Source organism: Acidovorax sp. 99 (assembly GCF_003096455.1).
Lineage (GTDB): Bacteria > Pseudomonadota > Gammaproteobacteria > Burkholderiales > Burkholderiaceae_C > Acidovorax > Acidovorax delafieldii.
Genome location: NZ_QEKU01000001.1, coordinates 127042 through 142100, shown reverse-complemented (window position 1 = coordinate 142100; position 15059 = coordinate 127042). Strand labels below are relative to the sequence as shown.

Genomic DNA, 15059 nt, shown 5'->3' with positions numbered 1-15059 from the left:
AAGACGGCGTGACGCTGCACGCTCCGCAGCATGTCCTCGCGCAGTGCCATAGCACTAAGCAAAGGTATCGACCGACTCTCCCAACCCCGGCAGGCTCTGCGGCTTGTTCGCCGGGGTGGATCGTGGCTGCTGGCTGGCCTTGGCCTGTTGCTGTGCCTGGGCTCGGTCCATCTGCTCTTGCTGCATCTGGCGCTGGATGGCTGCTATCTGTTGCTGCACCATCTGGATCTGGGCCTGCAGCAGTTTGACCTTCTCCTGCTTGGCCTTGGGCTCCATGTCCTGTCCGGCGACGTTGCGCAGTTCGTCGGTCAGTTCGCGCATCCGTTTTTGCAGCTTGTTGATGTTGCTGGCTGCACTGGCGCTGGACGCTGTGCCCGTCGAAGGGGTTGCACTTGAGATCTGCATGCTGTGTTATCGGCACATCCGCAGAAATCTCAAGCCGTGGCCCGTGCGATGACTTCAGCCTGCGGGCTTTCATACATGAGGCGGTGCCGAGAACCACTCCCGCAGGAAGTCCGTCAGCGCGCGCATCTTGGCCGACAGATCGCTGCGTGTGGGGTAGACCAGCGTCACGTCGGCCGCCGGCAGCGACCATGTTGGCAGCACGCGCAGCAAGCGGCCTGCAGAAAGGTGGACCGCCACGTCCCATTCGGATCGCATCAGCACGCCGTGGCCCTCCAGCGCCCAGGTGGTGGCAGCTGCGCCATCGTTGGTGCTCAGCATGCCGCGCACCTTCACCGTCTCCTGGCGCTCGCCCTGGCGCAGATGCCAGGTGCCGTAGGTCTCGTCGCTTTCGCGGATCACGATGCACTGGTGGGCCAGCAGGTCCGCCGGTTGCACGGGCTCGCCTGCCTGGGCAAGGTAGGTGGGCGATGCGCACAGCACACGCCGGTTGGCGAGCAGTTTGCGGGCCGTGAGGCGTGAGTCCGGCAGGTCACCAAATCGCACGGCGGCGTCAAAGCCTTGTTCCACCAGATTCACGGGCCGGTCGGTCAGGTGCAGCTGCACCTCCACCTCGGGGTAGGCGCGTGCAAACGCCGACAGGGCGGGGGCAATGTGCATTCGGCCAAAACCCAGCGTGGCTGCCAGCTTGATGAGCCCGCGTGGCGAACTGCGCGCTCCAGCCACGGTGCGCTCCAGCGCATCCAGGTCGCCGAGGATGCGCGTGCCGTCGAGCAGGTAGGTCTCACCCTCGGGCGTCAGGCTCATGCGTCGCGTGGTGCGGCGCAGCAGCCGCACACCCAGCCGCCGTTCCAGCTGCGCCAGGCGCCTGCTGGCGGCCGGCGGAGTGATGCCCATCTGCTGGGCGGCAGCCGCGAGGCTGCCTTCCTTCATCAGCAGTGCAAAAAACCGCAAGTCGGAAAAAGCGTCCATGGGCTTGTGGGTGATTAGTGTGTTTGATTTACGAATGAAGTAATTTTGAATGACTTTATGTGAATCCTGCTCACTCATAAGATGCCACTGCAACACAACACAAGAACCTTGCAGGAGACAAACCCATGAACACATCCCATCCCCGGCGGGCACGAACATGGCGTGCCGTGGCCACGGCCGCGCTGGCCTTGTCTGCCGCCGCTGGCGCATGGGCCCAGGCATACCCCGCCAAGGTCATCAAGCTCGTGGTGCCCTATGCACCCGGCGGTAGCGCGGACATTGCGGCCCGCCTGATCACCGACGAATGGGGCAAGGCCCTGGGCGGCTCGCTGTTCATCGAGAACAAGGGCGGCGCGGGCGGCAACATCGGCGTGGACATGGTGGCCAAGTCCGCACCGGACGGTTACACCATCGGCCTGCAGACCGTGTCCCTGGCCATCAACCCCAGCCTGACGGCCAAGATGCCCTACGACACCCTGAAGGACCTGGCCCCCATCGGCATGGTGGCCAGTTCGCAGCATGTGCTGGTGGTCAACAACGCGTTGCCAGCCAAGAACGTCAAGGAACTGGTGGCCCTGCTCAAGGCCAAGCCGGGGCAATACTCCTATGGTTCAGCGGGGGCGGGCAGCACCTTCCACATGTCGGCCGAGCTGTTCAAGGCCGTGGCAGGCACGCCCATCGTGCACATCCCCTACCGTGGTGGCGGCCCGGCCATGATCGACACCATGTCCGGCCAGGTGGCCATGAGCTTCCCGGTGCTGTCTGCAGCGCAGCCGCATGTGCAGGCGGGCAAGCTGCGTGCATTGGGCGTCACGGGCACGAAACGTTCACCACTGATGCCCGATGTGCCCACCATTGCCGAGGCAGGTCTGCCGGGCTACACGTTTGAAACCTGGTTCATCGTGTTTGCGCCGGCCGGCACACCCAAGCCAGTCATCGATAAGCTCAACACCAGCCTGAACCAGGCGCTCAACACCCCCGCTTTGAGAGAACGCATGGCCAGGGATGGATTCGACCCGACGCCTTCGACGCCAGAGCAGGCCCGCGCCCGGCTGGAGCAGGAAATGCCGCAATGGGCCAAGCTCATCAAGGAGCGGGGCATCACGGCAGAGTGAACACGCCTGCGCTGCAATACCCACCGACACCCATGACCACGACCACGACGACCCCGCTTTTCCCGGGCTTCACCGCCCACCGCCTGCCCACGCCCGACGGCCAGCACATCCACACGCTGGTGGGCGGCACCGGTCCGGCCTTGCTACTGCTGCACGGGCACCCGCAGACCTCGGCCATCTGGCACAAGGTGGCGCCAAAGCTGGTGCAGCATTTCACGCTGGTGCTGGCGGACCTGCGTGGGTATGGCGATTCGGCGAAGCCCGAGGGCGACGCGGAGCACCTGCTCTACAGCAAACGCACCATGGCCGCCGACATGCTGGCTGTGATGCAGCACCTGGGCCACCCTCGCTTCACCGTGCTGGCCCATGACCGGGGCGCCCGCGTGGCGCACCGCCTGGCGGCCGACCGCCCAGCGGCCGTGCAGCGCATGGTGCTGCTGGACATAGCGCCCACCTTGGCCATGTACCAACAAACCAGCAATGCCTTCGCCCGCGCCTACTGGCACTGGTTCTTCCTGATCCAGCCCGCGCCGCTGCCCGAGCGCCTGATCGAGGCCGACCCTGCCGCCTATGTGCGCGACGTGATGGGTCGGCGCAGCGCGGGCCTGGCCCCGTTCGATCCACGCGCCTTGGCCGAGTACGTGCGCTGCCTGACCTTGCCCGGCACAGCCCACGGCATCTGCGAGGACTACCGTGCCTCTGCGGGCATCGACCTGGTGCACGACCGTGCCGACCGCGATGCGTGCCGCCAGTTGCCCATGCCTTTGCTGGCGCTGTGGGGCGAGCAGGGCGTGGTGCACCAGTGCTTCCAGCCCCTGGCCGAGTGGCAGCGCGTGGCGGCCGACGTGCGCGGCCATGCACTGCCTTGCGGCCACTACATCGCCGAGGAGGCCCCTGATGCGCTGCTCGACGCGGCGCTGCCCTTCCTGCTGGCCGACCGGTAAGGCCGCACCCAACGACAACCCCCGACGCTGACCATGACCACTCCCTCAACGCTCTACCAGAAGCTGGTGGCATCGCACACCGTGGCCGTTCTGGACGAACAGAACGTGCTGCTGTTCTGCGACCTGCACCTGATGAACGAATACACCAGCCCCCAGGCCTTCGCCGGCCTGCACGAGGCGGGGCGCGGCGTGCCCGTGCCGGGGCAGAACGTGGCGGTGGTGAGCCACATCATCCCCACGCACCCGGTGCGCTGGCGCACCATCCAGGACCCGCCCTCGGCCCTGCAGGCCACTAACCTCAAGGCCAACTGCGACCGCCACGGCATCCCGCTGTTCGACACCAACGACCCGTTGCAGGGCATCGAGCACGTGATCGCGCCCGAACACGGCATGGTGCGCCCGGGCATGGTCATCATCTGCGGCGACAGCCACACTACCACCTACGGGGCACTGGGTGCCTTGGGTTTTGGCATCGGAACCTCGGAGGTCGAGCATGTGCTGGCCACCCAGACGCTGGTCTACCGCCTGGCCAAGGACATGCGCATCCGTGTGGACGGCGTGCTGCCCAGGGGCACCACGGCCAAGGACCTGATCCTCATGGTCATCAGCCGCATCGGTGCGCAGGGCGCACGCGGCTACGTGGTGGAGTTCTGCGGCAGCGCCATTGGCGCGCTGTCGGTGGAGGCGCGCTTCACGCTGTGCAACATGGCCGTGGAGGCGGGAGCGCGCGGCGCACTGATCGCACCCGACGCCACCGCTATTGACTACGTGCTGGCCAAGGCCCCCGACATTGCGGGCGACGTGCGCGCGCAGGCACTGGCGCACTGGGCCACCCTGCACAGTGACGAGGGCGCGGCATTCGATGCGGAACATGTGTTTGACGCGGCTGACGTCGCCCCGTTCGTCACCTGGGGCACCAGCCCCGACCAGGCCATGGCCATCAACGCCACGGTTCCCCGTCCCCAAGAACTGGCCGATGCCGTGCAGCGCAGCAGCGCCGAGCAAGCGCTGCGCTACACCGGGCTCGTCGCTGGCCAGTCCTTGCAGGGTGTGCCCGTGCAGCATGTTTTCATCGGCTCCTGCACCAATGCGCGCATCGAGGACCTGCGCGAGGTGGACCGCATTGTGGGCAGCCGCCACGTGGCCCACGGCGTGCGCGCCATGGTGGTGCCCGGCTCCGGCGCAGTGAAGGCCCAGGCCGAGGCGGAAGGCATTGCCGAGCGCCTGGTGGCTGCAGGCTTTGAGTGGCGCCAGCCCGGCTGCTCCATGTGCCTGGCCATGAACGACGACGTGCTCGCCCCCGGCCAGCGCTGCGCATCCACCACCAACCGCAATTTCGAAGGCCGCCAGGGCCGGGGCGCCATCACCCACCTGGTGAGCCCGGCCATGGCTGCAGCAGCCGCCGTCACCGGTTGCATCACCGACGTCCGTACCCTGGAGGTGCCAGCATGAGCGCCGATCACCACACCATCGTGCACGGCCAGGCGGCCCTGCTCGACATTGCCAACCTCGACACCGACCAGATCATGCCCAAGCAGTTCCTGCGCGGTATCGACAAGTCGGGCCTGGCTCCCGGTCTGTTTTACGACCTGCGTTTTGACGGGGAAGGATTGCCACGCCCGGATTTCGTCCTCAACCAGGCGGCTTTCCAGGGGGTGGACGTGCTCATTGCGGGCTCTAACTATGGCTGCGGCTCCAGCCGCGAGCACGCGGTGTGGGGCATGCAGCAGTACGGCTTCAGGGCCGTGGTGGCGTCAAGCTTCGGCGAAATCTTCTACTCCAATGCGCTCAACAACCGCCTGCTGCTGGCCATGGTTTCCGAGGCGGATGTGCAGGCCTTCAAGGCGCAGGCTGCGCAGCTGCGGGGCCCCCTGGCAATTACCATCGATGTGCAGCAGCGCATGGTGCGCAGCGCGGGGCACAGCGCGCAGTTTGTGCTGTCCGACCGGCACCAGAGCATGTTCCTGCAGGGACAAGATGTGATCGGCGCATCGCTGGCGTATGCCGATCAGATACAGGCCTTTGCCCAGCGCCACTGGGCTGCCCAACCCTGGGTGAAGGACGTGGCGCTGCGCACGCGGGCGCGCCTACAGGCCCAGCGCACACAGGACTGAGCGCGCCGGGGGCGCCGCACCTGCGGGCGGTGTGGGCGGCTTGGGTGGTGTGGGCGGTTGACATCCTGTCCAGTGCACAGGGTGTGGGGGGTGGACAACGTCGCGAGGGACAGGTCCTGATCGGGCGGTAACAATTCGTGCACTTTCACACGGACCCACCCCATCCCCAGAGCCATGTCGCAAAACACCCATACCCTGCACCTGTTCTTCGAAGACCCGATCAAGCTCAAGATGGGCCAGTTGGTCTACCAGTACCTTGCCACGGGCAACACCGAGCAGGCACGGCGCTGGGCCGACAAGCTCGGTGGCGCCGATCTCGATGCGCTGTGGGATGCCCAATGGTTCAACCATGAGGCGGTTGCCGAACCCGGTCACCTCACGCTGCGGTTCGACACCGGCACGCACGACGACCTGCCGCTGCGCGCGTTGGAGACCCTGTTTGCCCACGGCCTGCGGGCTGCGGTGCTGGAGGTGTTCTACGACCAGGTCGGTGAAACCGAGCGCATGCACTTTGACCGGGGCCAGTGGGTGTCGCGCCGGGCGTTCATGGACGCCAACCCGCAGTGGCGCGCTGTGGTGGAGCCCGCGCACCAGGACGGCGAAAGCCAGGATGGGGAGGCCGAAGACCGCTACGCCTGTTCCAAAGACCCGGCCAAGCCGCTGGCTGTGGCCAAGCTGCGCCTGCAGGAAGAAAAGCGCAAGCGCGAGGCCCAGGAGGCGGCCGAAGCGTTTGTCGAGATGGCGAAGGCGATGGGCAAAAGCGGCAAGTCGCCCGTGCAGGGCCTGATGGCCGTGCTGCTGTTGCGCGCCGGGCTCAAGGGGCTAGTGCACGCAGTGGTCTTCACGGTGGTCACCGTGCTGCTGTTCAAGGGCTTCTGGCTGTGGATGGGCCTGGGGCTGGTGCTGGCCGTGGCGCTGCCGCTGTACTACATGGCCACCGAACACAAGGCGCTGCGCGGGGACGACGGAGACGATGACGCCGCCCCGCCTGGCGACGACGGCCCCGCCACGGTGATGGCACCCCAGTAAAAGCATCTCAGGAGAACAACAACATGCTGACGCAAATCGAATGGTGGGGTGGGGTGATCTTTGTGCTGGGGGCGCTGACCTACCGCATGGTCATGGGGGCGCTGGAAAGGCCGACGGACGGCATTCCCTGGTACCGGCTCATGATGCACGTGTTCTTTCTGGCCCCGGCCGCTCTGCTGGCGGGCTACTTCTATCCGCTCACGCAGCCCGCGCTGCAATACGGCTACCTGGCGCTGCTGGCCGTCTCGCTGCTGGTGGTGGCCGTGATGCTGGTGCAGGAGATGACCGGCGATTCGGGCGAGGGCCAAGAAGAGGGGCGCAGCAAGGAGCCCTTGAAGGAGGGCGCGACAGCCAAGGCAGACGATACCGACGATACCGACGAGTACGAAGAGCCCGGCTGGCTGATGTCGGTGGTCGGCGCCATGGTGCTGTACAGCCCGGTGCTCACGGCCTGTGGCCTCGCCAGCTATAAAGCCTGGCCCATGGTGCAGCGCCTGGCGTAGTGCATCCGCAGTGCGCAGTGGGATGGCAGCGGTCTGGCAAGGCTGACAATGCCTGTCCACCATCCCCATGTTTTTCGCAGCCCTTGGTTTTGGCTCGGTGTACCCGCCTTCGTTAGTCCACAACTCCATGTCCCCCGATTCCTTTGCCGATCTTCTGTCGGTCTACATGCGCCGCATCCGCGCCAGCGCCTCCGGCGTGGCCACCGAAATTGGCCTGAGCCGTGAGGCCGTCAACAACTGGCGCAACGGCATCTCGGTGCCCAACCCGCGCTCGCGCGACAAGCTGGTGGCCTGCACCCGGTACCTGCGCCTGACGGAGAGTGAGGCCAACCGCCTGCTCAGCGCCGCAGGGTTTGCGCCAGAGTTTCCGCTGCAGGCCGAATCCACCGGTGCGCAGCCGTTTGCCGCGTTCCAGGACAAGGTGTTTGCGCAACTGGCCCAGGCGGTGCCATACCCCATCTCGCTGCTGCTGTCGCCCGCGCACTGGGGGCAGCCGCCGTTTCGGCACGAGCTGCTGCAGCGCGCCCGCGCGCAGTACGGCGAAGGCTCGGTGCTGCACATCCAGCCGCCCTACAGCGTGAGCACGGTGCCTGCCGAATACTTCGCGGCCATCGGCCGCCAATGCGGGCTGGGCGATGTGGCGTCGGACTACGAGTTTGAATCCGCGCTGGAGCGCCGCCTGCTGGCGGGCGAGCGCATCTTCTGCCTGGTCAGCCGATTCGAGCAGGGCACGCCCGCGCTGCGCGAAACCCTGGCGGGCATTTTGCGCAGCCTGAGCGAAATGCACAGCGGCCGCCTGCACCTGCTGCTGTGCGGAGGGCAGGCGCTGGCCGACCTCAAGTACCGCAGTGGCGACCTGTCGCTGCTCAACATCGCCCAGGTCCACCACTGGCCCGACCCGTCGCTTGCCGACCTGCTGCAACTGGCCCGCCACCGCTGGCCCGAGCAGCCCTGGTCCGAGCCGGTGGTGGCTGCACTGCAGGCCCTGAGCGGCGGCCATCCCGCGCTGTTTGAAGAAGGCCTGCAATGGCTGTTGGACCACCCCGGCGCGGGCACCAGCCTGCACGAAGGCCAGCCCGCCTTCAGCGCCCTGCGCACCCACCTGGCCAGCAGCCCGCGCCTGTGGCAAACGTTTCTGCCGCTGGCGCAGGTGCCAGCCAGCCGGGCCCGCCTGCAGCAGTTGCTGGGCGCGGACGACCTCGGCCGCGCACGACCCTACCTGCAGGACGACGACCTGCGCAGCCTGTTCTGGGGCAACCTCATCCTTGCGCGCGGCGTGGGGGACGCAGCGCGGCTTCACTGGCGCAGCCCCACGGTGCGCGAGGCCGGCTGGATGGTGCTGGATTCATGCTCGGCCGACTGACGCCCTGGCTGTCCCGGCCCGTGGTGCGCGCCGTGGTCATTGCGGTGGTCACGCTGTTTGTGGCCAGCGCCGTGTTCCTGCCGCAGCACAACCCGGCCACGCGGGGCCGGTTCATGGCGGCGATGAATGTGGGGCCGCTGTGGGGCGAGCTGGTGCAGTGGCGTGTGGCCATGGTCAACGCCCGCAACGAGCTGGATGCCTGGCCCACCGACATTCAGAAGTACGCGCCGCCCATTGCCAACCCGCAGCTGCGCGTTACTTCCCCGCGCCCCAATGTGCTGCAGGCCGACATTGCCCACAACCCCGAATTTGGCAAGCTGGCAGGCACGCAGGTGGTGGTGGAGCTGCAGCCCGGCACCCACACCTGGACCTGCCGCCCCGGCAGCCCGCCCATCCCGCAGGGCTACCTGCCCATCAACTGCCAGCAAGGCAGTACCGACGATTTCGAGCCCGCCAAGCCCGCGCCAGACGCCGACCCCTTCGGCTGGATGCGCTCGCTCATCACGTGGTGCGCGGTCATTTTTGGCGTGGGTGCAGTGCTGTGGGTGGTGCGCCACCCGCTCATCGGTGCGGGCCAGCTGCGCCCTGCGCGCCTGCGCCGCACGCCGTTGGCGCGACTGCCGCAGATCGACCGGCTGCTGCGCTGGCTGCGGCGGCTGGAACCCACGCTGCAGGCCGCTGATGTCCGCCTGGTGGACTGGCGCCGCGCGGTGGCCTGCGCCCAGGCCACGGGCAGCGAGCGCGCCCCGGCCCTGGCCCGCGCGCTGGCCGAACGCGTGTCCGCCCGCTGCCAGCCCAGCACCGACTGGGCGCTGCCCGGTGCGGTGTTTGAGTGGTCGTTCCCGCCCGACCTGCCCGTGTCGCTGGACCGTTGCCTGGTCTTTGTGCCCACGCACGGCATCGACGAAGCCACCGTGCTGCGCCAGCTGCGCGCCGTGCAGACCGGCAGCGACGTGCTGCTGATCCTGAGCGAACACAGCGTGGACACCCCCTGGCCGCTGCTGCACGCCCACGCACAAGACCGCGCCAACCTGCATGTGATGGCCGACAGCGCCAGCCAGACCGAATGGCTGATCGGCGGCGACGCCCTGCAAGTGCTGCTGCGCCTGCTGGCTGCGCAGCTGCGCATCACCCGCATCTCGCCCTACCAGACGCGCGGCGGTGTCACGCGCGAAGGCGCCTTCTTCGGCCGCGCGCAACTGCTGGCCCGCGTCATCAATCGCGAGCCCGCCAACTACCTTGTGGTGGGTGGGCGCCAGCTGGGCAAAAGCAGCCTGCTCAAGGCCGTGCAGCGCCGCATGGCGGGCCACCCGCACACCGTGTGCCACTACGTCTCGCTGCGCGACCACCGCCTGGCACCGCGCATGGCGCTGCAGTTTGGCCTGGCGGCCGACACCCCGCTCGAAGCCATCGTGGACCACCTGCAGGCGCAGTACCAGGGCAAGCGCCTGGTGCTGCTCATCGACGAGGCCGACCTGTTCTTCCGTGACGAATCGTCCAACGGCTACGTGCAGCTGTCCACCCTGCGCGCGCTCAGCGAAGAGGGCCGTTGCTGGTTCATGCTGGCGGGCTTTTGGGATTTGTACGCCACGGCCATGCTCGACTACCAAAGCCCGCTGCGCAACTTTGGCGAGGTGCTGACTATCGGCGGCCTGGAGCGCGATGCCTGCCGCGAACTGGCCACCGAGCCGTTGCGCAAGCTGCGCCTGGGCTTTGACAACGAGCACCTGGTGAGCCGCCTGGTGGACGCCAGCGGCCAGCGCGCCAACCTCGTCGCCATCCTGTGCCAGGAATGCCTGGAGGCGCTAGCGCCCGGCGAGCGCGTAATCGAAAAGCGCCACCTCGACCAGGCCCTGGCCTCGCAGGCCGTGCAGGACGCCCTGGCCGGATGGGGCCGTCTGAGCCACGACGAAGCCGCCTGCCGCGTCGACCGCATCGTGGTCTATCACACCGCCCAGGCGGGGCAGTCCAGCCTGGTCACGCTGGCCCAGCTGCTGCAAAGCTATGGCATCGCAGGCGACGCACAGGCCCTGCGCTTGTCGCTGGCGCGCCTGCAGCTGGCCTATGTGCTGCGCAAACACGAGGGCGGCGAATACCGCTTTGCCATCCCGCTGCTGCAGGACCAGTTTGAACCGGCGGAGGTGGAACTGCTGCTGCACCAGGAGCTGGCGGTGCTGGCGCGCGACCGTGATCCGGATTGAGCAGCGCATGGGGTGCTGCGAAGCCATTGCTGCAAAATTTTGAGTCAAATGACCGCTAGGCGCTTATTCAATATGCCCTGGGAGCTATTGAATAGATAGCAGATGGCGGGCCGTCTCAAGGCCGCTGCGCCATCACCAGCGCATACAGCGCCTGCGCCGCCACCGACAGGCTCTGGTCCCGCCGCCGCACCAGGTAGATCTGCCGCGTCAGCCCCGGCAGCGACAGCGGCCGCGTGACCAGCCCCGGCTGCTCAAAGTGAAACAGCGTGAGCGCCGGCACCACGCTGATGCCCAGGCCCGCGCGCACCATGCCCATCACGGTGGCGAGCTGCTCCACCTCCATCAGCGTGTGCATGGCCTGCGGATGCAGGGCGGCCTCCAGGTACTGGCGCACGCTGCTGGTGCGCGCCAGGTGGATGAAGGGCCACGCGGCCAGGTCCTGCGCGGTGATGGCTTTGCGCCTGCGCGCCAGCGGGTGGTCGGCTGGGCACACGAGGTAGAAGTCGTCGCTGCAAAACGGCTCGGCCTGCAGCGCGGGCGTGTCGGCGCGGATGGCGGCCAGCGCAAAGTCGGCATGGCCACTGGCCACGCGGTCGATGCAGGGCTCGGACAGCACATCGGCAATGTCGATCTCGATGCCCGGGTGGGCCGCGCGGTACTGCGCCAGCACGCCCGGCAGCCAGCCGGCCGCCAGCGAGGGCAGCAGCGCCACGGCCACACGCCCGCGTTGCAGCGTGGCGGCGTCGCGCACGGCGGCCAGGGCGCTGGTGATCTCGGCGCGGATGCGGCGGGCCGAATCCAGAAAGTTCTGCCCCTCGGGCGTCAGGTCCACATGCCGCGTGCTGCGGTCAAACAGGCGCAGGCCCAGGTCGTCCTCCAGAGCGCGGATCAGGGCGCTGAACGCGGGCTGCGACAGGTGGCACAACGTAGCGGCGCGCGTGAAGCTGCGCTGCTCGGCCAGCGCGAGGAAGGCGTCAAGCTGGCGGCTGGAGAGGTGAGGGGCGCTCATGCAGGGCGGGGGTAATTCATCTGGTTTCCAGATGGATTCATCTTAACAATCGATTTCACAGAATACCGCAGCCTGCCTACAGTGGGCGCAGGAGACAACGATTCCATGGCGAACAAGGCTGACAAAAAACTGCTGGTGGGCTGCGCCGCCGGCTTCTCGGGCGACCGCACCGACGCGGCCCTGCCTGTGGTGCAGGCGCTCATCGCCAGCGGCCAGCCTGCGGTGCTCATCTTCGAGACGCTGGCCGAGCGCACGCTGGCGCTCGCCCAGCTGGCGCGCCGCACAGACCCCGATGCGGGGTATGAACCCCTGCTGGTGGACCTGCTGCGCCCCGTGCTGGCACAGTGCCTGGCGCACGGCGTGCGCATCGTCAGCAACTTTGGCGCGGCCAACCCGCAAGGCGCCGCGCACCGCATCCACGCGCTGGCGGCCGAGCTGGGCCTGCGCTGCCCGCGCATAGCTGTGGTGAAGGGCGACGATCTGAGCGGCCCAGAACACCGTGCGCTGCTGCAGGATGCCCTGGGCAGCGCGATGCCCACCGAGCCCATCGTCAGCGCCAACGCCTACATTGGCGCGCAGGCCGTTGCCGATGCGCTGCGCGCGGGCGCCGACATCGTGGTCTGTGGCCGCGTGGCCGACCCTTCGCTGGTGCTGGGCCCCGCGCTGGCGCACTACGGCTGGGCGCTCGACGACTGGGTCCGGCTGGCCCGCGCCACCATGGCCGGGCATCTGCTCGAATGCGGCGCGCAGGTGTCGGGCGGCTACTTTGCCGACCCTGGCTACAAGGACGTGCCGGGCCTGGCGCAACTGGGCTACCCGATTGCCGAGATCGACGCTGATGGCCACTGCACCATCACCAAGCCGCCGGGCACGGGTGGCTGCATCACCGAACGCACGGTGAAGGAACAACTGCTGTACGAGCTGCACGACCCGGCCGCCTACCTGACGCCTGATGTGGTGGCCGACATCACCACTGCCCGCGTGACCACCGTGGGCAACGACGCCGTGCGTCTGGAAGGCGTGCAGGGCCACGCGCGGCCCGCCACGCTCAAGGTCAACGTGTGTTTTGAATCCGGCTGGTTTGCCGAGGGCGAAATCTCCTACGCCGGCCCGCGCGCCGAAGCCCGCGCGCGCCTGGCGGGCGAGGTGCTGCGCGAGCGCTTGCAGGGCCTGGGCCCGTTGCGCATCGACCTGATTGGCGTGACCAGCATCTTTGGCGACGACACCAGCCGCTGGCTGGATGCGTCCGCTAGCGACAGCCGTGACACCCGCGATGTGCGCCTGCGCGTGGCCCTGCAGCACCGCGACCACGCCAGCGCCCAGCGCCTGGTGCGCGAGGTGACCGCTCTCTACACCTGTGGCCCCGCAGGCGGCGGCGGCGTGCGCACTGCCATGCGGCCGCGCCTGGGCACGGTTTCGTGCCTAGTGCCGCGTGAGGCGGTAGCCGTGCGTTTCGAGATGGTGGATTGAGGAGTACACACAACATGACAACCACCATCACCGTTCCCCTCTATCGCCTAGCCCACAGCCGCACCGGTGACAAAGGCAACCGCTCCAACATCAGCGTCATCGCCTGGCACCCCGCGCTGTGGGATGTGCTGGTCGAACAAGTCACCGAGGCCGCCGTGGCGCATCAGTTTGCCCAGCGCCAACCGCGCAAGGTCACGCGTTACCTGCTGCCCCAGTTGCAGGCCATGAACATCGTGCTGGACGACGTGCTCGACGGCGGCGTGAACGACTCGCTCAACCTCGACAGCCACGGCAAGGCACTGAGCTATCTGCTGCTCGATATGCCCGTCACGGTGCCCGCGCACTTGGCGCCGCACTTTGGCGGCCCGACGGCCTAGCCACCCCGTTTCGCTTTTTTCATCCATACCAACACAAGGAGACAACATGACCCATTCATCCACCCGCCGCGCTCTGCTCGCCACCTCTGCCGTGCTGGCGCTCGGCACACTGCACGCCCCGGCAGCCTTGGCCCAGGCGGCCGGTGCCTACCCCGCCAAGGCCATCACCTTCGTCGTGCCTTTTGCCGCAGGCAGCGCCACCGACCAGTTGGCGCGCGCGCTGGGCCAGTCCATCACCAACGACACCAAGCAGCCCGTGGTCATCGACAACAAGGCAGGCGCCAGCGGCATGATCGCCGCGTCGGCCGTGGCCAAGTCGGCGGCCGATGGCTACAGCGTGCTCATCACCACCAACACCACCCACGCCGCCAACGAGCATCTGTACAAGAAGCTCTCGTACGACCCGGTGAAGGACTTTGCCCCCGTCACCGGCCTGGGCAAGGGCGGCCAGGTGCTGGTGGTCAACGCCAGCGCGCCGTACAAGAACGTGGGCGAGTTGCTGGCCTTTGCCAAGAAGAACCCCGGCAAGCTCAGCTTTGGCAGCGGCAGCTCATCGAGCCGCATGGCGGGTGAAATGCTCAAGCAACTGGCGGGCGTGGACATCCTGCACGTGCCCTACAAGAGCAACCCGCTGGCCATCACCGACCTGCTGGGCGGGCAGATCGACTTGATGATCACCGACACCTCCACCGGCGTGCCGCAGGTCAAGGCGGGCAAGCTGCGTGCGCTGGGCTACTCCACGCAAAAGCGCAGCGCGCAATTGCCCGATGTGCCCACGCTGGACGAAGCGGGCGTGAAGGGCTATGACATGGGCTACTGGTTTGCGGCCTACGTGCCCGCAGGCACGCCCGCGCCGGTGGTGGCGCGCTTGAACGAGCTGCTCACGGCTGCCACCAAGAGCGCAGCGGCCAAGAGCTTCTATGACAACGCAGGCTCCGAAGCCTGGACCACCACGCCCGATGAACTCGCCAAGTTCCAGGCCGCCGAAACCCAGAAGTGGGGCAAGGTGATCAAGGCCGCAGGTATCGAGGCCGAATAAGCCACCGGCCCATCCGCCGGGCCGTCTCAACCCCTTTCGCGCTTCTAGCAGCCTGCCTTCATAGGCAGGTCTGGGCGAAGCCTTGCCCGCGCGCGGCGCAACAGACGCTGCCGTTTTTGTTCCAGAGCCGCCCAAGCGGCCCGCACCACTATCCATCCAAGGAGACAGACACCATGAAACCTCTTCGTGCATTCGGAAAACTCGCGCTCACGGCCGCCGCTGCAGCTGCCATCACGGCCTGCGGGGGCTCCAGCAACGATGCGCCCAAGGGCCCCGCGCTCAAGCTGGCCATCACCGCCACCGAGGCCTTCCCCGGCACCTATGGCGACGTGGGCGAATACGAGCGCGTGACCGGCACCATCAGCGGCGAGGTGGACCCCAAGGACCCCAAGAACGCCGTCATCCAGGACCTGGCCCTGGCGCCCACCAACGCCAACGGCATGGTCGAGTACCAGGCCGACTTCGTCATGCTCCAGCCCAAGAACATGGATGGAACCTGCTCAGTGTCTTTTTGAAGTTGC

At 67.5% G+C, this 15059-nt stretch carries 14 protein-coding genes and 1 pseudogene; 12 read left to right on the top strand and 3 right to left on the bottom strand.

The features are described from left to right. Positions 1-54: 54 nt before the first annotated feature. Both C8C95_RS00725 and C8C95_RS00720 read right to left on the bottom strand, forming a co-directional pair. Positions 55-405, bottom strand: coding sequence for a FlxA-like family protein (locus C8C95_RS00725; RefSeq protein ID WP_056064021.1), 351 nt, complete (start codon positions 403-405; stop codon positions 55-57). A 69-nt stretch (positions 406-474) separates the two neighbouring features. Then, a complete protein-coding gene (locus C8C95_RS00720; RefSeq protein WP_116747311.1) occupies positions 475-1374 on the bottom strand; it encodes a LysR substrate-binding domain-containing protein in 900 nt (299 codons plus the stop codon). A 125-nt stretch (positions 1375-1499) separates the two neighbouring features. Here C8C95_RS00720 and C8C95_RS00715 point away from each other — a divergent pair, with 125 nt between their 5' ends. The 8 genes from C8C95_RS00715 to C8C95_RS00680 all read left to right on the top strand — a co-directional run bounded on the left by C8C95_RS00715 (position 1500) and on the right by C8C95_RS00680 (position 10643). Then, on the top strand, positions 1500-2489 hold the full coding sequence (locus tag C8C95_RS00715) for a tripartite tricarboxylate transporter substrate binding protein (RefSeq protein ID WP_116747310.1): 990 nt from the start codon (positions 1500-1502) through the stop codon (positions 2487-2489). Between the two features lie 32 nt (positions 2490-2521). Continuing rightward, complete coding sequence (locus tag C8C95_RS00710; protein ID WP_116747309.1) at positions 2522-3433, top strand: alpha/beta hydrolase; 912 nt, start codon at positions 2522-2524, stop codon at positions 3431-3433. 33 nt (positions 3434-3466) lie between these two features. Continuing rightward, positions 3467-4885 carry a 3-isopropylmalate dehydratase large subunit gene (leuC, locus tag C8C95_RS00705; protein ID WP_116747308.1) on the top strand — a complete coding sequence of 473 codons (1419 nt, stop codon included), beginning with the start codon at positions 3467-3469 and terminating at the stop codon, positions 4883-4885. After that, entirely contained in the window at positions 4882-5547 is a 666-nt protein-coding gene (leuD, locus tag C8C95_RS00700) for a 3-isopropylmalate dehydratase small subunit (RefSeq protein ID WP_116747307.1), read from the top strand. The genes leuC and leuD overlap by 4 nt, the downstream gene beginning before the upstream one ends. Before the next feature lie 174 nt (positions 5548-5721). Next, positions 5722-6576, top strand: a complete 855-nt coding sequence (locus C8C95_RS00695; RefSeq protein WP_116747306.1) for a hypothetical protein — start codon at positions 5722-5724, stop codon at positions 6574-6576. A gap of 23 nt (positions 6577-6599) precedes the next feature. Further along, on the top strand, positions 6600-7079 hold the full coding sequence (locus C8C95_RS00690) for a hypothetical protein (protein ID WP_116747305.1): 480 nt from the start codon (positions 6600-6602) through the stop codon (positions 7077-7079). A 127-nt stretch (positions 7080-7206) separates the two neighbouring features. Further along, positions 7207-8442, top strand: a complete 1236-nt coding sequence (locus tag C8C95_RS00685) for a hypothetical protein (protein ID WP_116750084.1) — start codon at positions 7207-7209, stop codon at positions 8440-8442. After that, positions 8427-10643, top strand: coding sequence for an ATP-binding protein (locus C8C95_RS00680; protein WP_116747304.1), 2217 nt, complete (start codon positions 8427-8429; stop codon positions 10641-10643). The genes C8C95_RS00685 and C8C95_RS00680 overlap by 16 nt, the downstream gene beginning before the upstream one ends. 115 nt (positions 10644-10758) lie before the next feature. Here C8C95_RS00680 and C8C95_RS00675 read toward each other — a convergent pair whose 3' ends face one another. Continuing rightward, positions 10759-11652, bottom strand: coding sequence for a LysR family transcriptional regulator (locus tag C8C95_RS00675; protein WP_116747303.1), 894 nt, complete (start codon positions 11650-11652; stop codon positions 10759-10761). Positions 11653-11757: 105 nt separating this feature from the next. Between C8C95_RS00675 and C8C95_RS00670 the strand changes: the two genes are divergently transcribed. From C8C95_RS00670 to C8C95_RS00655, 4 genes and pseudogenes are all read left to right on the top strand, one after another. Next, entirely contained in the window at positions 11758-13122 is a 1365-nt protein-coding gene (locus C8C95_RS00670; protein WP_116747302.1) for an acyclic terpene utilization AtuA family protein, read from the top strand. Between the two features lie 14 nt (positions 13123-13136). After that, positions 13137-13499: a hypothetical protein gene (locus C8C95_RS00665; protein ID WP_116747301.1), complete on the top strand. Its 363-nt coding sequence runs from the start codon at positions 13137-13139 to the stop codon at positions 13497-13499. Between the two features lie 46 nt (positions 13500-13545). Further along, the gene (locus C8C95_RS00660) at positions 13546-14538 is read left to right on the top strand and encodes a tripartite tricarboxylate transporter substrate binding protein (protein ID WP_116747300.1); all 993 of its coding nucleotides are present in this window, start codon (positions 13546-13548) and stop codon (positions 14536-14538) included. Between the two features lie 173 nt (positions 14539-14711). Beyond that, positions 14712-15026: pseudogene (locus C8C95_RS00655) on the top strand (hypothetical protein); the annotation flags it as partial. Positions 15027-15059: the final 33 nt, after the last annotated feature.